Genomic DNA, 23,560 nt, shown 5'->3' on the forward strand with positions numbered 1-23,560 from the left:
TCTGTCCTCAGGTGTTTTTGAATTCAGTCAGGGCCGCGCGGAACCGCGCGAGGTTCTCGGCCGTGTAGGCCGCGTAGTCGAAATCGATGTCCGAAGTGAGCTCGGAAACCATACTCCACATGGTTTCGCGCAGCAGTGAGGCGCATTTCATTGCGCCATAGCGATGGTGTAGATCATCCGTGGCTGGTGCCCCGAAATAGGTTTCCAGCATCCAGTTTTCCTGATCCGGCGACAGGCCATTGTTCGACGCCAGCCCGCCCAGATCGAACAGAGGCGAGTTGAACCCGGCATAGTCGAAATCGATCAGCCACAACCGGTCGCCGTCGTCCAGAAAGTTGCCACACAGCAGATCGTTATGGCCAAACACCATGTCATATGGTCCGGCCTCGGCTTCCAGCATGTTTCCTGTTTGCACCAGTTCCGGGATCAAGGCCGAGTGGGCGCTGCCACGTTCCGTGAGCGTGGCGGCATAGTCGCGAATGACGTGGAAGACCCAGAACACAAGCGATGGGCCGCGCAGATGGTTGGGCACCTCTTGGTGACATCGTTTGACCAGATCCAACACACGCGGCAGCATTTGCGGGTCGCGTACGTCCTCTTCGCTCAGCGTACGGCTGTCGATGTACTGCAGAACTGTCAGGTCGCCCGCGGCATATACAACCGCAGGTGATAGTCCGGCGGCATGGGCGGCTTTGTTGGCTGCCAATTCATTGAAACGCATGACTTGGTGCAGTGGGATATCGTCGCCCACGCGCACTACAAACGCGCCGTGTGCATCGGTCACCTTGTAGTTCACGTTGGTGATGCCGCCGGTCAGAGGCTGGGCCTCGATCTCGCCCTGCCAGATAGGCAAGGCACGGATGCGGGTCATCAGATCGGATTGGCTCATCTCAACTCTCCAGTCCAAAACGGATGCGGGCCTGACGCGCCCCGGCATTGACCAGCCGGTCGGCGATGATGGCGATAAAGGCAATGGCAAGACCGGCGACTAGACCACGGCCCGTGTCGGCCTTGGTCAGGGCGATATAGACCTCCTGACCCAGATCGCGGGTGCCGACGAGGGCGGTGATGACCAGCATCGACAGCGCCAGCATGATGGTCTGATTGATGCCCAGCAGAATTTCGGGCAAGGCCATCGGCAGCCGGATATGACGCAGCAGTTGTGTACGGGTACAGCCCGAGACCAGCCCTGCCTCAATCAGCTCCTCGCTGACCGAACGCACACCGTGGGCGGCATAACGTACCGCCGGGGCTAGCGCATAAAGCACGATGGCAATCAGCGCGGTGAAATCGCCGACCCGGAACAGCATCACCACAGGGATCAGATAGACAAAGCTGGGCAGGGTCTGCAGGGTGTCAATCAGCAGATTGATGATGGTCCCGGCGCGTTTGTTCAGCGCCGCCAGCACGCCCAGAGGTACCCCGATCAGCGTCGCGAGGATCACCGATGCGCCACATAGATAGACCGTGACCATCGCCTTGGACCACAGACCCGATACAAGGATCAGCGAGGCCATGCCGCCGCACAACAGCGCCAGCCGCCATCCGCCCGCGTACCAGCCCAGCAGGGTTAACATGGCGATGGCCCACGGCCATGGGATACCAAGCAGCACCTTTTTGATTGGCACCATGAACCAGTTAAGGAAGAAGACCTTGATGGCCTCGAACACGTCGAAATAGTTGACGTTCAGGTACTCGACCGTGTTGTCCCAGAAGGCGCCGGTGGTGATGGTCTGGCTTTCGGGATATTCCAGAAGGAGGGGTGAAAACTGTCCCAGCACCCATGTCAGCACCAGCAGGATCAGCACCAGAACTGTGCGCCGGTGCCGGGCGACCCACGAGCCGGGAACCTCGTGATGGACCTGCCCCATACGCTCGGCAAAGGCCTGACTCAGCCGGTCCACGGCGATGGCAAGAACCACAATGGCGATGCCGGCTTCGAAACCCGCGCCGATATCCAGACGGCGCAGGGCGGCCAGCACGTCGAAACCCAACCCTCCGGCGCCGATCATCGAAGCGATGATAACCATGTTCAGCGTCAGCATGATCACCTGATTGACGCCAACCATCAGGCTGTGGCTGGCTGATGGCACCAGAACCCGCCACATCAGCTGTCTGGGCGTTGTTCCCGCCATACGTCCGAAATCCAGAATTTCGGGATCGACGGCTTTCAGCGCCAATGTCGTGATGCGTACCATTGGCGGTGTGGCGTAGATGATCGTGGCAACCAGCGCCGAGATCGGGCCGAAACCGAACATGAACAGGATCGGTACCAGATAGGCGAAGATCGGTATCGTTTGCATCAGGTCCAGAATGGGTGAGATCACTCTTTCTAAAACCGGATGCCTGTAAGCCAAAATACCCAGCAGCAATCCTCCGCCCGCGCCAATCGGTACTGCGATCAGGACCGAGGCCAGCGTGACCATGGCGCTGTCCCATTGGCCGAATATGGCCAGATACAGGAAACACGCCCCGACAAGCGCGGCCAGACCCCAGTCACGGCAATACTGACCCAGAGCGATCACGGCGGTTGTTACCACGATCCAGCTGATTGCCGGCAGGATGACCTGCGCATCGTTGCCCTGACCTCTGACAAACCCGTCGGCCAGAAGTGCAAGCATCAGATTGTAGGGCTGTTCGATCAGCCAAGCGATTGAGCGGGTGATGTCGGTAAAGGACACCGGCCCGATAGCGGCATCTTCGATCAGCCATGTCATGGCGGACGAGATGTAGGTTTTGAAAGGAATGACCCAAGCCGACGGAAATTTGGTCAGCCACCGCGCGTCCAGCGCTTTGGCCAGATCGCGCCCGAAATAGCCCAGCACGATGGTAAAGACCACCAAGGCCAGAATGACCGCCTGATTTCGGGTCAGGCGGATCATGCGGCATCCCCGCTGCCGAACAGCACATGCGCGACGGCCTTGCGGTCGATGGAGCCGATGATCTGTCCGGCCTCATCCGAAACCGGCAGGGGCGCGTCCGCTGCGATGATCCGCTCGGCCACGTCGGACACGCGCGTGTTCTGCGGAATGGGGTCGCCTTCACCTGCGGCACCTGCGGTCATCATGCCGCCGACGGTCAGCACCTTTGAGCGCGGGATGTGGCGCGTGAATTCTGCCACGTAATCCGTGGCGGGGTTCATCACCAGTTCCTCGGGCGTGGCGATCTGGATCACCTCGCCGTCCTTCATGATGGCGATCCGGTCCGCCAGTCGCACGGCTTCGTCAAAGTCGTGAGTGATGAATACAATGGTTTTGTGCAGTCGCTCCTGCAGGCGCAGGAATTCATCCTGCATCTCGCGCCGGATCAGAGGATCAAGCGCCGAAAACGGTTCATCCAGAAACCACAGGTCCGGTTCGGTCACCAGCGACCGGGCAATACCAACGCGCTGTTGCTGTCCGCCGGACAGTTCGCGGGGGTAATAGTCTTCGCGACCCTTTAGGCCCACCAATTCGACAACCTCACGTGCCTTGGCGTCGGCTTCGGCCTTGGGGATCGCCTGAATGGTCAGGGGGAACATAACATTTTGCAGGACGGTCAGGTGCGGCAGCAGGGCAAAGTGCTGGAACACCATTCCCATCTTGTGTCGGCGGATTTCGATAAGTTCGGCGTCACTTGCGCGCAGCAGGTCAACGCCATCAAACAGCACCTCGCCGCCCGTAGGTTCGATCAGTCGCGACAAGCATCGCACCAAGGTGGATTTGCCTGAACCCGACAATCCCATGATGACAAATATCTCACCTTCGGCAATGTCGATATTGGCATTGCGCACCGCGCCGATGACACCGGCATCGCGAATGTCCTGACCCGAAGGGTTCGGTGTCTGTTTCAGCAGGGACTCGGCGTTCGGGCCGTAGAGTTTCCACACATTACGGCAGGACAGTTTTGTCTTGGCAGTCATCTTCGCATCCGGTCAGGAGGAAAGAAAAAATGGCCGGGACGAGAGAGGGGAGAGAGGAAGCCCGCCCCGGCCTATTGCGGACTACTTGGAAATCCAGCCGGACCAGCGGTCCTTGTTGGTTTCCATCCAATCCGCGACAACGGTGTCGATTTCGACGCCCTCCAGATCGGCCTTGCCGACCATCGCGCTCATTTCATCGTTGTTGATGTTATAGGCCTCGATGATGTCATAAGCGCCGGGCCATTTTTCCTGCAGTCCGGACCAGGCCGCTTTCCAGATCGGGCCGCGTGGTTTGCCGCAGTCATAAGCAAGATCCGGGTTCACACCGACCGACGGATCAGCATAGCATTCGGCGGAATAGGGTGGGAATTCCACGAATTCACCGTCGTATTTTGCAGGTGCCCAGTGCGGGACATAGACCCACAGCATGATCGGGTCCTGCCGCTGATAGGCGGATTCCAGTTCTGCAAAGAGTGCCGCATCGGTGCCCGCATGGACAACCTCGAATTCCAGTTCCAGCGCCTCGACGCGTTCCTCGTCAAAGCCACCCCAGGTCACTGGCCCACCGACATACCGGCCCAGAGGGTCGGTTTCGGCTGTGGCAAATTCCTCGGCGCAGTCTTTCAGGGCTTCCCAGTTCGGCAGGCCGGGGCAGCGCTCTTTCATGTAGGACGGGTACCACCATTCCTCGATCGCCATCAGGCCGGTTTCGCCAACATTGACCACGTTGCCAGAGGCGGTCGCTTCATCCAGCGCTTCGCGTCCGGTGGTTTCCCAGATTTCCATCGCCAGATGCAGGTCGCCGGTTTTCAGGCCGGCGAACTGCGCGATGTAGTCTGCCTGCACGTATTCGACGTTATAGCCAGCCTCTTGCAGGATGCTGCCCATGATCTTGGTATTGATCAGCTGGCCGGACCAGTCATGCAATGTCAGTTTGATGGGGTCAGAGGATTCGGCCGCCCACGAAGCCGAGGCCGTCACCGCCGCGGCCAAGGCGAATGCGCCTAAGGTCTTGATATTCCGGGTCATGTTTAGCTCCCTGTTATGTGGTATTTTGTGCGAGTTCTCTCGTCATTTTGAGGTATGTTGTACTAAACAAACAGTTTCGTCAATTAAAACCACATAAAGCCACATTAAAACGCGATACTGCCAACACAAAGCAGCAGAAAATAACATATTTCCGGCCTTTATGTTGCTTTTTGTGGCTTATTGAGCTACCTCGATTGTGGGAGGCCTCATGGCAAAAGCACGAAAAACCACGAACCAACGCGAAGAGGAAATCCTGCGCGAGCTGCAAAGAGCAGGGGGATCGTGCCGGGTAAGTTTTCTGGCCCAAAGGCTGGACGTTTCCAACGAAACTATACGGCGCAACATCCGCACGCTTGAGGATGCCAATGTTGTGCGCAAGGTTCACGGCGGTGTGCACCTTATCGAAAGTGCCATTGAGCCAACCTTTCAAAGCCGCATGGGAACCCATGCTGAAGAAAAGGCAAATATCGCCGCCGCTGTCGTGGAGATGATCAGCGATGGCGACTCAGTCTTTCTGGATATCGGGTCGACAACGGCCTTTGTGGCTATGGAGCTGAAAAAGCGCAGTAATCTGTTTGTCGTCACCAATTCGGCGTTTGTGGCCAACACGCTGGCGACGCGCAACGGCAACCGGGTGTTTCTGGCAGGCGGTGAGCTGCGCGCGCATGACGGCGGCGCCTTCGGTGCCGAGGCTCTGGATCTGGTGAGCCGGTTGAACGTGCAGTTTGCTGTCTTTTCGGTCGGTGCGGTAAATGCAGAACTGGGGTTCATGCTGCATGACCTTGAAGAGGCAAATCTGGCGCGCATAGCGGCCGCCAACGCGCAGGTTCGGATCGTGGTTGCGGACCGTGACAAGTTCAACAAACGCGCACCGGTTTCGATCGGTCGGGATGTGCAGTTCGATGTTTTTTGTACAGACGAGAAACCTCCGCAGGCGATCACTGACATGCTGAAGACGATGGATATAGATCTGATCGTCGTGGACTAGTTGCAGCCAAATGGCGGTCTTTTACCTTCTTCCGCGCCAGATTGGATTTGCGAATTACATTTGGCCGGGATATTTCGGCTCGCATAAAGGCGATATCCACCGAGTTCAGAAGGCAAGCTCTGTTGAAATATAGCTGAACGGCATCTTTCGAGGGTCTTTGGGTTACGAGTCAGCAGGGAATAAGGGCCTTTCCCCTTTGTCTCACAAAGCAGAAAGGTGTTGGTGCTTGGCGATATCGCTGTCGAAAAAGCCATCTGTCGCGCAGCAGGCGCCTGACGAAAGGACCCGGACCCGTGCATATCGAACCCTTTGGCGTCGAAATCTGGATGAACGAATGGGAAACCCGCTGCGATTGGAATCTGGCAGAGACATGTGTCGAAAGCCTGACCATTGAAGAGTTGCTGAAGCTGACGGGCAAGAACGAAACCGACCTGTCCGAACTGCTGGCGATGAAGATGACCTATGGCGCCATCGAGGGTTCTGACCGGTTGCGCCGCGCGATAGCCGCACTTTATGAGCGGCAGGAGGTCGAAAATACTATCGTCACCCATGGCACTATCGGCGCCAACATGCTGATTCACAGAACATTGGTCAGTGCCGGGGATCGTGTGGTGGCGGTGGTACCTACCTATCAGCAGCACTATTCGATCCCGGCCAGTATTGGCGCTGATGTTCACCAGTTGAAGTTGCGGGAGGAAAACGGATTTCTGCCCGATCTGGATAAATTGCGCGAAATGGTCACGCCGGAAACCCGTTTGATTGCAATCAACAACCCGAACAATCCAACCGGTGCCCTGATGGATCGCGGCATGCTGGAGGAGATTGCCGCCATTGCCCGTCAGGCCGATGCCTGGATTCTGTGTGACGAGGTCTATCGTGGCACAGATCAGGAGGGGGCGGGCATGACTGCCTCGATCGCCGATATCTATGAAAAGGGGATCAGTACGGCGGGGATGTCAAAGGCCTATTCTCTGGCAGGCTTGCGGCTTGGCTGGGTCGCCGCGCCGACAGAGGTGATCGAAGCGGTCACGATTCACCGCGATTATGACACGATCTCGGTCGGGATGATCGACGACCATTTCGCAGCGCTGGCGCTTGAAAACCGGGACCGTGTGCTTGCCCGCAGTCAGTCAATCACGCGGGGCAATCTGTCGATCCTGCAGGACTGGGTGCAGCAGCAGCCGCGCATGTCTTGGGTTAAGCCCCGCTCGGGGACGACGGCCTTGCTGAAATTCGATCTTCCGATGACCTCGCGCGAGTTTTGCGTGTCTTTGCTGAAAGAAACCGGTGTGATGTTCACGCCCGGCTCGGTCCTGGGCATGGAGGGCTATGTCCGCATCGGCTATGCCAACAACCCGGAGATTCTGAGGCAAGGGCTTGCCCGCGTATCGGGCTATCTGGCGGCCCGGAAGTGACCAGTTGACTGGATGCGCCTACCGCGAAAGCTGACGCCGTTTGGCGGCCCTGACTTCGCGCGCCTGTTGCTCTTGCCCAATACGAAATGAGGATTCGACAAAATCCATGTGGCTGCGTGCGGCGGCCTCGGCGCGTTCGGGGTGGCCATCCAGAATGGCCTGCGCGATGTCCTTGTGCTGCTGCAAAAGCGTTTCGCCGGACCCGTCCATCGTGCGCAGGAACCTTCGATTGTAAAAAACGCCCTGCCGGGTCAGGTCATAGATTGAGGCCATCATGTGGATGAGGGTCGTGTTCTGGCTTGCATCGACCACGGCGGCGTGAAGGCGAAAATCGGCCTCCTGACTGGCGTCTATGTCGTCGTCTTCCCATGCCTTTTGCATATCTTCGACAATTTCAGCAATGCGTTCCTTATCAGACTGCGTAGCCCGTTCAGCCGCAAGGCGGCTGGCAAAGGCCTCCTGCTCGCGACGGTATTCCAGATAGTCATAAAATGCGCCGCCGTGACGGGCGTATAGCGACAACAGGGCAGGGGACATTGCCCGCCCGGTTAGTGGCGCAATAAAGGTCCCTTCGCCGTGGCGCACGTTGACTAACCCGCACTGCTCCAGCACTTGCAGCGCCTCACGCAGCTTGGGACGGGATACGCCCATCGCTTCGGCGAGTTCCCGTTCGGACGGTAATTTGCGCCCTTCTTTCAGGATTCCATCGACGATCATTGTCTCGATCTGATCCACCACGGCATCGGCAACCGATTCGTGGCCGACCCTCTCAAAGGGGCTGTTTTCGCTCATCTCGTCCATGTCGCGCCAAATTCGCAAAATTGATGGTTGTTTAAAAAATTTACCACTGCTGAGTTCTAATGCAAGAAAAATTACCCAGAAATACGGATCGCGGCGTCTTAAATAAAACAAGGGAAATAAACGAAAAACAACCTTCAATTGTTTTTATTGCGCGATTTTTTCTTCTTCCAGAAGAGAGTTGATATTTTCAGCCTTTCTATAAGAGGTAAATAAAATTATTGACTGAATATAGTGGTCAAGAATATTTACCACACATGCCGCCAATGCGGTGTGACCAGCGGCTGCGCATGCGGCTGACCTGCACTCTGGAGGAGATACCATGAAGAATACCCTGACCTCGCTTGCTGTCGCAGCCTCGCTGCTGACTGCACCCGCCGCGTATGCTGCCGACAAGATGCTGCTGAAAACGCCGATCGCATTTTCGACCGCTCTGCCTGGCCTTGGAACGCCGATTCCGCGTGTGGCCGAGCAGCTGGACCTGATGTCTGGCGGCACCCTTAAGATGAAAGTGTATGAGCCGGGCAAGCTGGTTCCGCCGTTCGAAATTCTGGATGCGGTGTCCTCGGGAAAGATCAATTCGGGCTACACCACCGCCGGCTACTGGGCCGGTAAAATCCCTGCCGCACCGTTGTTTTCGGCAGTTCCCTTTGGTCCCGAAGCGGGCGAATACATGGCATGGCTCTACTACGGAAACGGTCTGAGCCTGTATCAGGAGATGTATGATCAGGCCGGCTTCAACGTGCACGTCATCCCCTGCGCCATCATCGCGCCTGAAACATCGGGCTGGTTCGCAAATGAAATCAACAGCCCCGAAGACCTGAACGGTCTGAAGATGCGTTTCTTCGGTCTGGGCGGTCAGGTCATGCAGAAACTGGGTGTTGCGACCTCGTTGCTGCCGGGTGGTGAGATTTTCCCGGCGCTGGAAAAGGGCGCGATTGACGCGACCGAATTCTCGATGCCTGCCATCGACGCGCGCTTGGGTTTCCACAAGCTGGTCAAGTACAACTACTTCCCCGGCTGGCACCAGCAGGCCACCGTGTTTGAGCTGATGATCAACAAAGACGTCTGGAACGACGCCAGCGATCAGCATAAGGCAATCATTGAAAACGCCTGTAAGGCGTCGATGGCCGACAGCTTTGCCGAAGGCGAGGCAATCCAGCACGCTGCCCTGATCGATAACGTCGAAAACAACGGTGTTCAGATCAAGCAGTGGAATGACGACATGCTGGCCACTTTCCGCACCACATGGGAAGAGGTTGCTGCCGAACAGGCCGCCAACGACGAATTCTTCAACAAGGTTCTGACCGACATGAACGAATTCCGCGATGGCTATGCCGTGTGGAAAGAGAACGCGTTCCTCCCCCGCAAGTGATCTGATCACCTGCGCCTCCCCGGAGGCGGCCTGATCCGCCGCCTCCGACCTCTGATTTTCTTGATTTTCCAAACCGACCCCGGGCGCATTTCCGTCCCCGTTGCCTGCACCTTGAGGAGGAGACCATGGCCGAGATTAAGCGCACTCAGGATGACCCGATTGAAGTCTATGAAAGCATCCTTGAACACGGCGAACCCGACCGTCAGGGGCTGGCGGTGGCCATCGACAACGGGGTCAAGACAATCGGGCATGTGGTCATGTGGGCCAACCTGTTGCTGGTTGGCGCCATCGTTTCACAGGTGGCGCTGCGCTATCTACTGAACCAGAACTATCCCAAGCTGGACGAGATTCAGTGGCACTTCTACGGGCTGGTGACAATGATCGGCATTTCCTATGCGCTGGTCACCGACAGTCATGTGCGAGTTGACCTGCTGCACATGCAACTCAGCCAGCGGGCGCGCCGGATTATCGAGATCATCGGAATATTTGCCCTGCTGGTGCCTTTCATCTGGCTGATGATCGATCAGGGGTATGACTATTTCTACGAAAGCTGGCGGGTGAACGAGTCCTCTGACAGCCCCACCGGCTTGCCTGCCCGCTGGGCGCTCAAGGCGGTGATCCCGGTCAGCTTTGTCCTGCTCGCGCTGGCGGCGGCGGCGCGTCTGATCCACGACGTTCATGCGCTGCTGGTCAACCTCGAAGAAGAGAGGCAGGGCAAGGGACTACGCCTGATCGTTTGGGCTTTGCTGGGTTTCACCATTGTCGCGGTTGCGCTGACCTTCCTTGTGGAATCGACCGAGGAAAAACTGGTCATCGCCATGTTCCTGACCTTCATAGCGCTGCTTTTTACCGGCTTCCCGGTTGCGTGGACGCTGGCTGGTGTGGGGGTGGCCTATTGCGGTCTGGCCTACCTGTTCGACAACGGCATGATGAACTGGACCGGGCTTGAGGAAACGCTGACCGGTCTGGATTATCTGACGCTTGGTGCGGTTGTGAACCGTGTCTACGCCACCATGTCCAACGCGGTTCTGGTCGCCCTGCCGATGTTCATCTTCATGGGTTTGATGCTGGACGAATCCGGCGTGGCCGAGCGGCTGATGTCCTCGATGCAGCGCCTGTTTGGTACGGTGCGCGGTGGGTTGGCGATTACAGTCACCATGATTGGCATCATTCTGGCTGCTTCGACCGGTATCATTGGCGCCTCGGTTGTTCTGCTGGGCGTGCTGTCGCTGCCGTCAATGATGGAACAGAAATACAACCCCTCTCTGGCCGCTGGTGTGGTGTCAGCCTCGGGCACGCTGGGCATTTTGATCCCGCCTTCGATCATGCTGGTGATCATGGCCGATCAGATGGCCCTGTCGGTGGGTGACCTGTTCATGGCGGCGGTCTTTCCCGGTGTCATCATCGGCATGTTGTACCTGACCTATATTTTCGTGATCGCCCTGATCAAACGCGACGTGGCCCCGGTGCCCGAGGGGGCAACGCGCCCTGATTGGTCTGCGGTCAAGGATGTGCTGATCGCCGTACTGCCGACCCTTGGTCTTATCCTTGCCGTGCTGGGGTCGATCTTTGCTGGTCTGACCACGCCGACCGAAGCCTCGGGCGTGGGTGCACTTGGGGCGACTTTGCTGGCGCTAGGGTATCGCAAGCTGACGCTGGCCAAGCTGGTGAATGTGTTGAAGGCAACGTTCAACACCACCGCATATATCTTTGCGATTTTCCTTGGCGCGACGGTGTTTTCGTATGTCCTGCGTGAGCTGGGCGGCGACGCGCTGATCGAGGATATGATTCAGGGTACGGGCCTTGGCCCCACGGGCACCATCTGCATGATCCTGTTCATCGTATTCCTTCTGGGCTTTGTGCTGGACTGGATCGAGATCACGCTGATCGTTCTGCCGCTGATGCGCCCGATCGTTAACGGGTTGGGACTGGACATCGAAGGTTTCGGCGTCATCGATGAACCGGCGCTGGTGTGGTTCGTGATCCTTGTGGCCGTAACATTGCAGACATCGTTCCTGACGCCACCGGTTGGGTTTGCTCTGTTCTATCTGAAAGGCGTCTGCCCGCCCGAAATCAAGCTTACCGACATCTACAAAGGCATCATTCCTTTTGTTATCCTGCAGTTGATCGGCCTGTTCTTTGTCTTCCTCTGGCCGCAACTGGCAACATGGCTGCCTTCGGTGGCGTATTGAGGAGGGTCGTCGGATGACCGATGCCGAACTGATCAAACGGTTTCAGGCCATCTGCGGGCGGCGGCATGTGATGACCGGCGCCCGGCGCACCCGCCGTTTTCGCAAGGGCTTTCGTTCGGGCGAGGGCGAAGCGCTGGCGGTTCTGCAGCCCGGCACGCTGCTGGAGCAATGGCAGGTGTTGAAGGCCTGTGTTGAAGCCGACAAGATCGTCATCATGCAGGCGGCCAATACCGGCCTGACCGAAGGCTCGACACCAAAGGGGCGTTATGACCGCGATGTGGTGCTGATCAACACCCGGCGCATGGACCGGTTGCAGCTGATCAATGATGGCACGCAGGTCATCAGCTTTCCGGGATCGACGCTGTTCGCGCTGGAAAAGCAGCTGGACCCGATCGGGCGGCAGCCGCATTCGGTAATCGGATCGTCCTGTATCGGCGCGTCTGTTGTGGGTGGTGTATGCAACAACTCGGGCGGATCGCTGGTTGAACGCGGGCCGTCCTATACTGAATTGTCCCTTTATGCCCAGATTACACAAGACGGCCGGTTGGAGCTGGTCAATCATCTTGGCATCCACCTGGGTGACACGCCCGAAGACATCCTGACCCGTTTGGAAAAGGGCGACTTTACCGCCGATGATATCGAAGCCGACAATCGTAAGGCGTCTGATACAGATTACGCCCGAAGGGTGCGAAATGTGGATGCGGATACTCCGGCAAGGTTCAACGCCGACAAGTCGCGACTGTACGAGGCGTCGGGCTGCGCCGGAAAGTTGGCCGTCTTTGCGGTGCGGCTGGACACCTATCCCAAGAATAACAGGGAGCGCACATTCTATGTCGGCGCACAGGACACCGCCGCCCTGACCGAGTTGCGCCGCCGCATCCTGTCGGATTTTCAGACGCTGCCCGTCAGTGCCGAATACATGCATGAAGAGGTGTTCGATATCTCGGACCGTTACGGCAAAGATACGATGGTGATGATCGACAAGCTGGGCACCGACCGGCTGCCGACTTTCTTTGCGATCAAGGGCGCGGTTGATGCGCGGCTTGAGGGCGTGCCGGGTCTTTCCAACTTTACCGACCGTTTCATGCAGTTCGCCATGCGGTTCTGGCCTGACATCCTGCCGCGCCGGATGCGCGAGTTTCGCATCCGGTTTCCTCACCATCTGATCCTGAAAATGCGGGACGAGGGGATTGAAGAGGCACACGCGCTGCTGAAGGACATGACCGGCCAAAACCGGCTGGATTTCTTCGAGTGCGATCCGCGCGAGGCCAAGATGGCCGGTCTGCACAGATTTGCCGCCGCCGGGGCGGCGATACGCTACATGAAAGTGCATGCAAGCGAAGTCGAAGACATCATCGCGCTGGATATCGCATTGCGGCGCAACGACGTGGACTGGTTCGAGGAACTGCCTGTGGAGATCACGGACCAACTGGTGAGCAAGCTCTACTATGGCCATTTCATGTGCCACGTGTTGCATCAGGACTACGTCGTTAAAAAGGGTGTGGATCCAGCGGCATTGAAGGCGGCGATGCTTGAGATTCTGGACCGACGCGGTGCGGAATACCCGGCCGAGCATAATGTGGGTCATCTGTACCCGGCCAAGCCGGACCTTGCCGCGTTTTATAAGTCGATTGATCCGACCAACAGCATGAACCCCGGCATCGGCAAGATGTCCCGAGCCAAACATTACGATTGACCGGCCAAACCTTCGTTGTCGTAGGTAATTTGAATCCGGAGCAGTGGTGAACTGTTATTGGCGGCTGATCCGGATCAAATGCGTTGATTTCGCAGGTCTCATGCGGGAAAAGATGGTGACGCCATGAGAATGTGGAACTGAACATGTCCATTGATGCCAGGATCGCGGATGATCTGATTGCCAATCAGATAGAGTTCGTAACCACCGTTCCGTGCAAGCAACTGGCCGGTGTCATCAATGAAGTCGACAGGCGGTCCGAAATTCTCCATGTCCCTTCCAACAAGGAAGATGAGGGCATGGGCCTGTGCGCCGGGGCGTGGATGGGCGGCAAACGCCCGGCGATCATCATGCAGAACACAGCCATCGGAGTGACGATCAATACGCTGGCGACGCTGATACAGTACTACAGGATGCCGCTGCCCATGCTGATCTCGTATCGTGGTGAATTGCGCGAACCGGTGGCATGCCAGGTCGAGATGGCAGTCCACACCAAGGCATTGCTGGCGCAGCTCAACATCCCGACCTACCACTTCCATCATCAGGCGGATGTCGAAGAGCTGGATGCGATCCTGAAATACACCTTCATGTGCAACAAGCCGGTTGCAATCCTGACAGACGCCAGTTTCTGGGGAGGTTATGGCGACCAATGATACGTTCGGAAGTGTTAGAAAACATCGCCCCGATCCTTCGCGACCAACTGGTTGTCTGCAACATCGGTATTCCCAGTCAGGAACTGCACGCGATCGACGATCAGCCCACCAATTTCTACATGCTGGGCACCATGGGGTTGGCTTCAAGCATTGGTCTGGGTCTGGCGCTGGCGCAACCGAAGCCGGTGATTGTGATCGACGGGGATGGTTCGGTTCTGACCAACCTTGGCACCCTTCCAACCATCGCCAACAATGTGGCCGACAACTACATCCTGCTGATCGTGGACAACGGCTCTTACGGTTCTACCGGTGATCAGCCGACCTACGCGGGTAAAAAGACATCGCTGGCGGCCGTGGCCAGCGCCTGCGGGTGCGAAAACGTAATCGAGTGTCGGGCAGAAGATACCGGTGCCGCGCTGCAAAAGGCGCTGGACAGTGGCAAGATGACGATCATCGTCAGCAAGTGTGAAAGCGGTAACGCCAAAATGCCGGTGATTACCATGGACCCAGTAGTGATCCGTGACCGGTTCATGAAGGCGGTTCAGGCCTGAACCCGGATAGCCGGGCAAGCACCGCCAAAATTTGCAACTAGCCCCGGCAATCTGGCCGGGGCTGTTTTTTTGTTTTAGACTGCTCAACCGCCGTTGGAATTTGCCAGTGCGGGCTGGGCAAAGTCATTTGCGGGTGGCGTCAGGTCCTGAGCGCCGGTGCCGGGCATCAGCTCAAAGCCCAGATCGAACTGATCCAGTGTTGAGGCCAGTTGGGTCACCACATCTGTATTACCTTCGGACTGTGCGGTGCCGTCGGCCAGCAGGTCGGTCAGTTTGCTCTCGCCGGTCATGACCTTCTCCAGATCGGCCCGGTTCAGGCTGATGGACAGATCCGCGTTTTCGGCCACCTGATCGACGATGTGGGTCAGGGTGGCGTTGCTCATTTCAACCACGATGTTCTCATCCCGATCGGGGATCGCAAGGTTGATGGTGAACTCCATCCCAGCCGCCTTGGCGCTGTTGACACGGATGCCGATGAAATCCAGCCACATGGTGGTCTGCATCGCCTTGATCGTGTCCGGGCCGGTGGTTTCGATGGTCGCCCCCTGCGGGATGCCGTTGCGCAGTTCATAGGCCGCACCCAGGAACGAGTTGCGGACCGAGGGGCTTTCCTTTTGATAACCGATCTGTTCGAACGCATCAGCCAGCAGGTCTTTCGCCGTCTGGTTCTGCGGCTCGGCATAGACCAGCTTGTTCAAAATTTCGGTGGCCTCAAGATATTTGCCGTTGTCGATAAGTTCCTGCCCTTTGTTCAGGATCGGCTCGGCACCGCCCATCATCTCGACGAACAGGGGTGCGCTGTCTTCGGGGGACAGAGGCGTCAGCGTGGTCGGGTTTGCATCCCAATAGCCCAGATAGCGGTTGATCACCGCCCGGCTGTTATGCTCGACCGAGCCGTGATAGCTGCGTGCTGCCCATTGCTGTTGCAGGCTTTCGGGCACCTCATAGACATTGTGCACTTGATTGATGGTCACGCCCTGGTTGGCCAGGTTCAGCACCCCGTTGTTGAGGTTGGCATAGGTGTCGCGCTGTGCCCGCATCACTTCCTGAATACGATCATTGCCAAAGCGCGGCCAAGAGTGCGAGGCGAACATCAGTTCCGCATCCTGTCCGAACTCATAAAGCGCGTCATTGATATGTTTCGACCAACTCAGCGCATCACGCACCAGCGCGCCGCGCAGGGTATAGATGTTGTGGATGGTGCCAGTGATGTTTTCTGCCGCCCAGAACGCCTTGAGGTCGGGGAAATAGGTGTTCATTTCCGCCGGTGCCTCGGTCCCCGGTGTGTTCTGGAAGATCATGCGCACACCGTCGACGGTGATCTCCTCGTAGTCATCCGAGACATAACGCGTTGGTTCGATCAGGCCGGTGGTGCCGGCTGAAATGTTCTTGCCGATCGATTGGTCCACGTGCCCATAGGGGTTGCGCGGCAACAGCACGCCATATTGGAAGAACAGGCGGCGGTTCATCACGTTGCCCGCATAGACGTTTTCGGAAACCGCGTGTTCCATAAAGCCCGCAGGCGCTATGACCTCGACCCCGTTGGCCACGTCTTCGTCAGTGATGACACCGCGAACACCGCCATAGTGGTCCGCATGCGAGTGCGAATAGATCACCGCCTTGACGGGCAGTTCACCGACGGTATCGGTCAGCAGCTTTAGTGCTGCTGCGGCAGTTTCCTTGGAAGCCAGCGGGTCAAAAATGATCCAGCCGGTATCGCCGCGGATAAATGAAATGTTGGACAGATCAAAACCGCGGACCTGATAGATTTTGCCCTCGAGAATTTCGTACAGGCCATAGTTCATGTTCAGGATCGCCTGACGCTGCAGCGAAGGGTGGATCGAGTCGAAGGTCTGACCCTCCTGCAGCAGGAACTCATAGCTGCCAATATCCCAAGCGACAGTCCCGTCCTCGGTCTTGATCTGCGTGTAGTCTGGAACGGCGATCAGCCCTTTGCGACTTTCTTCGAAATCGCGCTGATCCTCGAACGGCAGAGCGTCGCGCATCTGCTGCTGGAATTCAGCGGTAAAGCTGGATGGTGGTTTGCCTTTCGGATCAAAATGTTCTTGTGCGGTCACGAGGCCCGCGCTGAGTGTCAGCAACGCGGTGGTCAAAACCAGTGTATATCGGCGTGCCATTTTCAAACGGCTCCTGTTGATGGTGAATTCAATTGGGCTAACGCGGTAAAGGATGCCAAATGTACCGGACCACGAGGCCAGATCCGGTTGATTGACAGTATTGGCTTTGGTTTGAAAAACCGGGCATTCTCCTTGTTGCGTTGTCGCCCGCCGACATGACGGGCAGTTCGCCCGTCCTAGCCATACAAACGCAGGGGTGAAGTTCGAACATGTTGCTACCTGCACTCCAACCAATGTATGACCGTGAAAACACTGATGTTTTTGGCCGTTTTCACAAGTCTGTTCAGATCGGAGATCATTAGGTTGACCATTTCGGAACGCGACATCCGGGAGCAGTTGCAACGTCTTCTGGACCATCCCGATTTTGCCGCCACCCCACAGCGGCGGGCGTTTCTGACCTATGTGGTCGAAGAACATCTGGCTGGCCGCGCCGAACAGATCAAAGGCGTGTCAATCGCCATGTCCGTATTTGGCCGGGATGCCAGTTTTGATCAGCAAATTGACCCCATTGTTCGGCTTGAAGCGCGGCGGTTGCGGCAGGACATCGACAGTTACTATGCCGGTCCCGGACGGGACGATCCGATGCGCTTATCTATCCCAAAAGGTGGATATGCGCCCCGTTTCGATACGGTGACCACGCGCCCACCGACCACTGACGTAGCAGACGTCAAACGCGCACCAAATGCTCCGATGCAGCGCCTGGTGCTTGCGGTCATGGCGATCTGTATCGTGTTGGCCGGTGGCATCGTCTGGGCCCGGATTGCAGGGTTTGGCCAGCCCGAGCCCGCATCTGCGCATGACCTCGACCTGCCCAGCGGGCCGATTGTTGCGGTGCTGCCGTTTGAGTCCCTTGGAGCCGCGCCCGAGGTTTTTGCCAATGGGGTCACACAGCAACTGACCACAGAACTGGTGCGTTTTCGCGATCTGTGGGTTCTGCCACTTGGCAGCGTCGAACGGTTTCGCAACGGTCAGACCGATCCTCAGGAATTGAGAGCCGAGTTCAACGCAGATTTTGCGCTGGAAGGCAGCGTTCTGGAAGCGGGCGATGCGCTGCATCTGTCGGCCCGCCTGATTGATCTGAAGGCCGGGCGGTACATCTGGGTCCGCAGTTACGTCACTGGCCGGACACCCGGTGAAATTTATGACGTGCAGGACAGGGTGGTCCGTGACGTGACGGGCCAGCTTGCCGGGAAATACGGTCTGCTGACCCAAGGCGCGATGCAGACGGCTACCCGAACGCCGCCCCATGACCGGGATGCCTATGACTGTGTTCTGGATTACTACAGCTATCAGATCACCATCGATCTGGATCGCCACGATGATGTCAAAGCTTGTATTCTGAAAGCGGTTGAACAAAACCCGGATTACGCCGAGGCCTGGGCGGTTTTGTCGAACCTCTATCTTCAACAGATCCGGTTCAATCTCGCCGGTGATCCTGCCCGGGTTCTGGATGCCGCCAAAGCAGCGGCACAGCGCGCGGTTCAGGCCGATCCCAATCTGGCCACAGCCCATCTTATGCTGGCGAACATGCGGTTTGTTCTTGGTGAGATCGATGGCTTCCGTCAGGCCGGACAACGGGCCATGGAATTGAACCCCAATGATGCAACCATACTTGCCCATTACGGTATGCGGCTTGCTTTTAGCGGAAACTGGGACGAAGGCCTTGCCATCGTGGATCGTGCAATCGCCCTGAATCCGGTGCATCCACACTGGTACCACTTTCCACGCGTCTTCTATTTGTTCGACCAGTCCGAATATATACAGGCTCTGACGGTGCTGGACCGGATACATATGCCGAACTTCTTTTGGACCCACTTGTGGCGTGCGGCATTGCACGCCGAGCTTGGGAACCGGGAACAGGCGCGGGATGCACTAAATGACCTGTTGGACCTGCAACCGGATTTTGCAACTAAAGCCCCTGAAACCCTGTCGATCTGGCGGTTGGACGACACGTTCCGGGAAAAGCTGATGAGCAGCCTGCAAAAGGCCGGGCTGGAACATCAGTTCTGACAGCCGGGCAGTTTGGGTCGGGATCAGCACCCCAATTCTTGCAAAACTCGGGTGTCTGGCTCGGATCCGGAGGGATCGGCCATTACATTGCCCAGACGACCGTTTTCCCCGCATTCAATGATCTTGGTGCTCCCGTCAATCATCTCTGGCTGATCGGTATATGCCACAAGGCCACTGCCCAGAACTGTATAAAGGCCATCTGGCTGCGGGGTGGAGTAATATCCCTGAACCTGAACCACCCCGACCCTTTCGCCGAATAGACGGGTTTCTAGACGTGTTGCATCGATCCCGTTCGGTGTCGGCCGTCCAAAGACGCGCACCAGATCACCCGGTTTCAGATGGCTGGGACTGATCCCGGTGATTACGGTATCTCCAACCACGTCATTGCCGTTGTGATCCGGGCCCAGATAGGTTCCGCTCAGCCGCGCCTCGGGCTGTGCGCCGGGCAACCGCTCGATCATTGATGCGTTTACCCTTTGCCCTTGCCACAATCCGCTGATTGCGACCCAATCCCCGACCTTAATATCCGACAATAGATCGTTTAACTCGACTTCGGTGCCCATCACGGTTATCCCGGCTTCGGTCGTGGCGCTTACCTCCCCGACAAGGGGATATACCTGTCGAATGTTCCGCGCATACCAATCATCACCCTGCCGCTCGGCCACAATCGCGACGGTATGGCCGGGGCGTAGTTCGCTTGCGTTCATTGCCGGAATGGCCCCGTCTACGGGCATTTCGTCTGTGATCTCCAGATGCAGCCCATTCACGATAATACTGCCCAGATCGGTGATTGTGCCGACAATACCGGTTCCGATGATCCCGCCTTCGCGGTCTTCGTTGTCCCGAGCTGTGACCGGTGCCACCCATGCAGTCATAGCCAGAATTGCAGCCAAAATGCGCAGAAACACGATCATGTCTCCTTACCTTTGTCCGGCGAGGGCAGAACATAGGCGCCCATTGCAAAGCGACCCCTGTGATCGCCGACCTGATCGCGGTCCTGCAATTTGCGTGCCAGTGCGTTGATGTCCTGCAACAACGCCTGCGCCCGCTGGCTTGAAGTTTCGCGTAATTCCACGATCGAAGCGGTCGAAAGGTGCGAGTATCGAACGGCCCGGTCGAAGTTTCTGAGTGTGTCCTGATCCGCAAGAAGGTTTTGGGTGGCGGCTGTCAGATGTGCCGACAAGGTGGCCTGATAGGCCGCCACCTGTTCGGCACTGCCGCCCGACGGTAGAAAGGCGTGGGTCAACAACCGGAAAGCGCCGTCTGGTTGCAGCTGTACAATATTTTGATCCACAAGGGTCTGCAAAACGGTACCCGGGGCCATGTCGACACGTGCATGGCGTACAAGCTCGTCAAAACCCGGGCTGTCCTCGTCACCCTTGCGGTGCAAATCACGTGGTGAACCGGACTTGTCCTGAAACTCCGGCGACGTTGCCCAATAGCTGATGACCAGTGCCGCTGCGTTGCAACTGCGCCTCTCGGCAACATCACTTTCCGGATCACGAAGCCTTTTGACATCCTTGCGGTGAATGCCGGTCAAAAGGCTGGCTTTGCTGTCACTGAGCGGTTCTGCCGAGGTTTCGAGCGCGGCTGTCAACAACGCCTTCTTCATTGCCTCGGTTGCCGTACCGATGGTTACACCATGCGCGACCATGGCCTGCGCCAGCGGGGCCAGCAGCGAGGCCAGGGCGGAATCGAATGGGTTATCAGGGCCGTTTGACATCGTGTTACTCGTTATGGGCTTTCAGGCGATAACATTTACTATTTGACTGCACATTCAACGGTTTCGTTACCGATGTGTGATTGAACGTGAAGTGTAATGGGAAATTTTCCCATTATCAATATGGCGTGACCCACTAGAAAGTGAGACCGCCATGCAAGATATAGTCATCAATCATTTGAAGGAATTCCGGCCACTTACACCGTCAACGGCTGATTGTGCGCCTGATAACAACGCCTTGTCGCGCCTCAGCCCGCAGGACCGTGCGCAGTTCCGCAGGTTTGGCTGGGGCCCCAAGGTCAAGCCTCGGCACGCAACGATCGCAGACGCAATGCTTCACCAGTTGGGCAGGCAGCCAGATGCAGATGCTGTTGAATGCGGTGGCTATAAGATGAGCTATCGCGCGCTGGATGAGGCATCCAACCGGTTGGCGGGTGTGCTGCGTGCCCATGGTGTCAAACGTGGTGATGCGGTTTGCCTCTATTTGCGCCGCTCAGTCGAAATGGTGGTCGGTATTGTCGCCGCAATGAAGCTTGGCGCTGCCTATGTGCCGCAACACGTGGGCGTAGCGCCGTCCGAAACGTTGCGCCACATCGCCGATGTCACCGGGGCAAAAGCACTGCTAAGCCTCAGCGAACTGGTCGATCAGGTGCCCGTGGCGGCGGATCAGACGCTGATCACAATTGACACGGTGATGTTTGATCCAATGCTGGATGCGCCGGTTCCTGTGGGCGACGAGTATCGCGCCTTGCCGGATGATCTGGTGATGATCCTATTTACCTCGGGCACAACAGGTGTCCCGAACGGAGTGCAGGTCACACATGCCAATCTGGCCAACATTCTGTTGACCGCACCCGGCGATCTGGGGATGCGCCCAGGGTTGAAGGTAGGTCAGATACTCTCGATCGCATTCGACATGGCGGCATGGGAGACGCTTGGGTCGCTGTCCAACGGTGCGACGCTTGTCATTCGCGGCAAGTCCATTCAGGAAACAGCAGAAAAGGTCGACGTGCTGATTGCCACACCGTCGATCCTGAATTCGCTGGATCATTCCCGGTGCCGGCAAATCAAAGTGGCCGCTGTGGCGGGTGAGCCCTGTCCGCGCCCGCTGGCCGATGCCTGGTCATCGTTTTGCACCTTTTACAACTCCTGCGGGCCAACGGAAACGACCATCATCAATACCGCCGAGCCGCATTTTCCCGACAAACCGGTCCTGTCAATCGGCCGCCCGACACCAAACAATACCGTCTATATTCTGGACGAGGACCTGCGCCCACTGCCGATGGGTCACAAAGGTGAGATGTGGGCAGGTGGTGACTGCGTTACCGCAGGCTATTTGGCAAATCCCGATCTGACCTCAGACCGTTATCGCCCCGATCCGTTTCGGCCCGGCCATATGATGTTCCGCACCCGCGATCTGGGTCGCTGGACAGAAGATGGAGAGTTGGAGCATTTCGGACGCGTGGACGATCTGGTCAAGATACGTGGCTTTCGCGTCGAACTGGATGGCGTCACCAATGCGCTGGAGGCCTCGCCGTGCTGCCAACAGGCCGTGACACTGAAATATGACGATCGAAATCTGGTCAGCTTTATCTCACCGGCCACGGCCTGCCCGAAACAGGCCGCGCAGTCGGTAGCCGACCGCCTGCCTTACTACTGCGCTCCGGCGTTGGTGCTTCCGATGGAGAGCCTGCCGCGCACGCCACGCGGAAAACTGGACAAGCGTCTGCTGCTGAAGCTGGCGCAGGACCATATGACCGCCATCGATACGGAGCTGACCAGATGACGACCCAAGCGACAAATCTGGAATCTCGCGCCCTGAACTGGCGGCGGATCACCCGGCATCCCGCGCTGATGGAATACCGCCGTCTGGCTTTCCTCGTGGCAGTCCTGAATCTGAGTGTGTTCGCGCTGGGGCTGCGCGACGGGCGTTGGTTTTTTGGTAACGAGTACGCACTGAGTCCCATTGCGGACATGGCGTTGATCAACCTGAGCGTCGGAATTCTGATCCGGCAGCAAAGGGTGATCAACGCCTTATTCTGGCTGGCAACCCGCGTACCGGTATCCTGGCCATTATGGATACGCTGGGGGGCCGGAAAGGTGTTTCATTTCGGCGGCCTGCATTCGGGTGGAACGGTCGCAGGCACGATCTGGTTCGGATTTCTTCTTTACGCGATGATCCGGAACCGGTTGAGCGGGGGTGTGGTCCCTTCGGATCTGACGCTGGGATTGAGTGCAGCCATGGTGGTGCTGATGACCGTGATGGTCATCTCGGCCCTTGATCCGATCCGCGCCCGTTTTCACAACGCGTTCGAGAAAATTCACCGCTTTGTCGGGTGGACGGTTCTGGGCCTGTTCTGGGGGCAAACCGTGTCGATCACACGGGATATGGGGGGTGATCTGCTACACAGCCCCGCCTTCTGGATGCTGTGCCTGATCACGCTGTCGATCCTGTCGCCATGGTTAACCCTGAAGAGGGTCAAGGTTGATATTGTCAAACCTTCCAACCATGCCGTTCTGGCGCGGTTTGACTATGGCGATACACCATTTCCCGGCAGTTCCAATGCGATCAGTCATACCCCCTTTGGCGAGTATCATTCGTTCGCCAACATCCCGGCACCGAATGAGGCCGGATACAGGCTGGCGATCAGCCGGGCAGGGGACTGGACCGGACGCTTCATCGATAACCCGCCGGACAAGGTCTGGGTCAAGGGCATTACCACATCCGGCGTGGCGCGAATTGAGGTGCTGTTCAAAAGGGTCGTCTATGTCGGCACAGGTTCCGGCATTGGACCGATCCTGCCGCATCTGTTGGCGGGTGAGGTACCCAACCGCCTGATCTGGTCCACGCGCAGCCCGCGCAAGACCTATGGGGATGCGCTGGTGGACGAGATCGAGGCGCATACCGAAAACCCGCTGATCTGGGACACTGACACGCAGGGCAAGCCGAACCTGTCGGCGCTGGCCTTGCAGGCGGTGCGGGACAGCGGGGCCGAGGCGGTCATTGTGATCTCGAACCAGAAGCTGACCCGCAAGGTCGTGCATGACATGGAAAGCCTGGGCATCCCGGCCTATGGCGCAATCTGGGACAGTTGAA

18 protein-coding genes are annotated in these 23,560 nt (G+C 57.6%); 10 read left to right on the forward strand and 8 right to left on the reverse strand.

All coding sequences use genetic code 11. The features are described 5' to 3' along the window. Nucleotides 1-7: 7 nt before the first annotated feature. From ACR0NW_RS11480 to ACR0NW_RS11495, 4 genes are all read right to left on the reverse strand, one after another. The gene (locus ACR0NW_RS11480) at nt 8-889 is read right to left on the reverse strand and encodes a phosphotransferase (RefSeq protein WP_480450553.1); all 882 of its coding nucleotides are present in this window, start codon (nt 887-889) and stop codon (nt 8-10) included. A gap of 1 nt (nt 890) precedes the next feature. Next, nucleotides 891-2,882: an ABC transporter permease gene (locus ACR0NW_RS11485; protein ID WP_480450551.1), complete on the reverse strand. Its 1,992-nt coding sequence runs from the start codon at nt 2,880-2,882 to the stop codon at nt 891-893. Continuing rightward, on the reverse strand, nt 2,879-3,901 hold the full coding sequence (locus tag ACR0NW_RS11490) for a quaternary amine ABC transporter ATP-binding protein (RefSeq protein WP_480450550.1): 1,023 nt from the start codon (nt 3,899-3,901) through the stop codon (nt 2,879-2,881). The genes ACR0NW_RS11485 and ACR0NW_RS11490 overlap by 4 nt, the downstream gene beginning before the upstream one ends. Nucleotides 3,902-3,982: 81 nt before the next feature. Continuing rightward, the gene (locus ACR0NW_RS11495) at nt 3,983-4,930 is read right to left on the reverse strand and encodes an ABC transporter substrate-binding protein (protein ID WP_170652670.1); all 948 of its coding nucleotides are present in this window, start codon (nt 4,928-4,930) and stop codon (nt 3,983-3,985) included. A 208-nt stretch (nt 4,931-5,138) separates the two neighbouring features. On the opposite strand from ACR0NW_RS11495, the gene ACR0NW_RS11500 reads away from it, so the two are divergent. Both ACR0NW_RS11500 and ACR0NW_RS11505 read left to right on the forward strand, forming a co-directional pair. Next, the gene (locus tag ACR0NW_RS11500; RefSeq protein ID WP_480450548.1) at nt 5,139-5,918 is read left to right on the forward strand and encodes a DeoR/GlpR family DNA-binding transcription regulator; all 780 of its coding nucleotides are present in this window, start codon (nt 5,139-5,141) and stop codon (nt 5,916-5,918) included. Between the two features lie 293 nt (nt 5,919-6,211). After that, complete coding sequence (locus ACR0NW_RS11505; protein WP_480450546.1) at nt 6,212-7,333, forward strand: aminotransferase; 1,122 nt, start codon at nt 6,212-6,214, stop codon at nt 7,331-7,333. Between the two features lie 18 nt (nt 7,334-7,351). Here ACR0NW_RS11505 and ACR0NW_RS11510 read toward each other — a convergent pair whose 3' ends face one another. Then, complete coding sequence (locus tag ACR0NW_RS11510) at nt 7,352-8,125, reverse strand: FadR/GntR family transcriptional regulator (RefSeq protein WP_480450545.1); 774 nt, start codon at nt 8,123-8,125, stop codon at nt 7,352-7,354. 328 nt (nt 8,126-8,453) lie between these two features. Here ACR0NW_RS11510 and ACR0NW_RS11515 point away from each other — a divergent pair, with 328 nt between their 5' ends. From ACR0NW_RS11515 to comE, 5 genes are all read left to right on the forward strand, one after another. Beyond that, nucleotides 8,454-9,506, forward strand: coding sequence for a TRAP transporter substrate-binding protein (locus ACR0NW_RS11515; protein WP_170652678.1), 1,053 nt, complete (start codon nt 8,454-8,456; stop codon nt 9,504-9,506). A 125-nt stretch (nt 9,507-9,631) separates the two neighbouring features. Then, nucleotides 9,632-11,698 (forward strand): TRAP transporter large permease subunit, encoded by a 2,067-nt coding sequence (locus ACR0NW_RS11520; RefSeq protein WP_480450543.1) that lies wholly within the window; start codon nt 9,632-9,634, stop codon nt 11,696-11,698. A 13-nt stretch (nt 11,699-11,711) separates the two neighbouring features. Further along, nucleotides 11,712-13,394 (forward strand): D-lactate dehydrogenase, encoded by a 1,683-nt coding sequence (gene dld, locus ACR0NW_RS11525; RefSeq protein ID WP_480450541.1) that lies wholly within the window; start codon nt 11,712-11,714, stop codon nt 13,392-13,394. A 143-nt stretch (nt 13,395-13,537) separates the two neighbouring features. After that, a complete protein-coding gene (locus ACR0NW_RS11530; protein WP_480450540.1) occupies nt 13,538-14,044 on the forward strand; it encodes a sulfopyruvate decarboxylase subunit alpha in 507 nt (168 codons plus the stop codon). After that, nucleotides 14,041-14,595 carry a sulfopyruvate decarboxylase subunit beta gene (gene comE, locus ACR0NW_RS11535; protein ID WP_480450538.1) on the forward strand — a complete coding sequence of 185 codons (555 nt, stop codon included), beginning with the start codon at nt 14,041-14,043 and terminating at the stop codon, nt 14,593-14,595. The genes ACR0NW_RS11530 and comE overlap by 4 nt, the downstream gene beginning before the upstream one ends. Nucleotides 14,596-14,678: 83 nt before the next feature. Here comE and ACR0NW_RS11540 read toward each other — a convergent pair whose 3' ends face one another. Then, the gene (locus ACR0NW_RS11540; protein WP_480450536.1) at nt 14,679-16,733 is read right to left on the reverse strand and encodes an alkyl/aryl-sulfatase; all 2,055 of its coding nucleotides are present in this window, start codon (nt 16,731-16,733) and stop codon (nt 14,679-14,681) included. A 303-nt stretch (nt 16,734-17,036) separates the two neighbouring features. On the opposite strand from ACR0NW_RS11540, the gene ACR0NW_RS11545 reads away from it, so the two are divergent. Beyond that, nucleotides 17,037-18,743 (forward strand): tetratricopeptide repeat protein, encoded by a 1,707-nt coding sequence (locus ACR0NW_RS11545; RefSeq protein ID WP_480450534.1) that lies wholly within the window; start codon nt 17,037-17,039, stop codon nt 18,741-18,743. Between the two features lie 23 nt (nt 18,744-18,766). On the opposite strand, the gene ACR0NW_RS11550 is transcribed toward ACR0NW_RS11545, so the two are convergent. Together ACR0NW_RS11550 and ACR0NW_RS11555 are read right to left on the reverse strand one after the other, a co-directional pair. Then, the gene (locus tag ACR0NW_RS11550; protein WP_480450533.1) at nt 18,767-19,657 is read right to left on the reverse strand and encodes a DUF5666 domain-containing protein; all 891 of its coding nucleotides are present in this window, start codon (nt 19,655-19,657) and stop codon (nt 18,767-18,769) included. After that, a complete protein-coding gene (locus ACR0NW_RS11555) occupies nt 19,654-20,466 on the reverse strand; it encodes a DUF6502 family protein (RefSeq protein ID WP_480450531.1) in 813 nt (270 codons plus the stop codon). The genes ACR0NW_RS11550 and ACR0NW_RS11555 overlap by 4 nt, the downstream gene beginning before the upstream one ends. A 151-nt stretch (nt 20,467-20,617) precedes the next feature. Between ACR0NW_RS11555 and ACR0NW_RS11560 the strand changes: the two genes are divergently transcribed. Continuing rightward, a complete protein-coding gene (locus ACR0NW_RS11560) occupies nt 20,618-22,249 on the forward strand; it encodes an AMP-binding protein (RefSeq protein WP_480450529.1) in 1,632 nt (543 codons plus the stop codon). Further along, a complete protein-coding gene (locus tag ACR0NW_RS11565) occupies nt 22,246-23,559 on the forward strand; it encodes a ferric reductase-like transmembrane domain-containing protein (RefSeq protein ID WP_480450527.1) in 1,314 nt (437 codons plus the stop codon). Before ACR0NW_RS11560 ends, ACR0NW_RS11565 begins: the two co-directional genes overlap by 4 nt. The last annotated feature ends 1 nt before the right edge of the window (nt 23,560 follow it).

The sequence above is a fragment of the Ruegeria sp. CF5 genome, assembly GCF_056537325.1.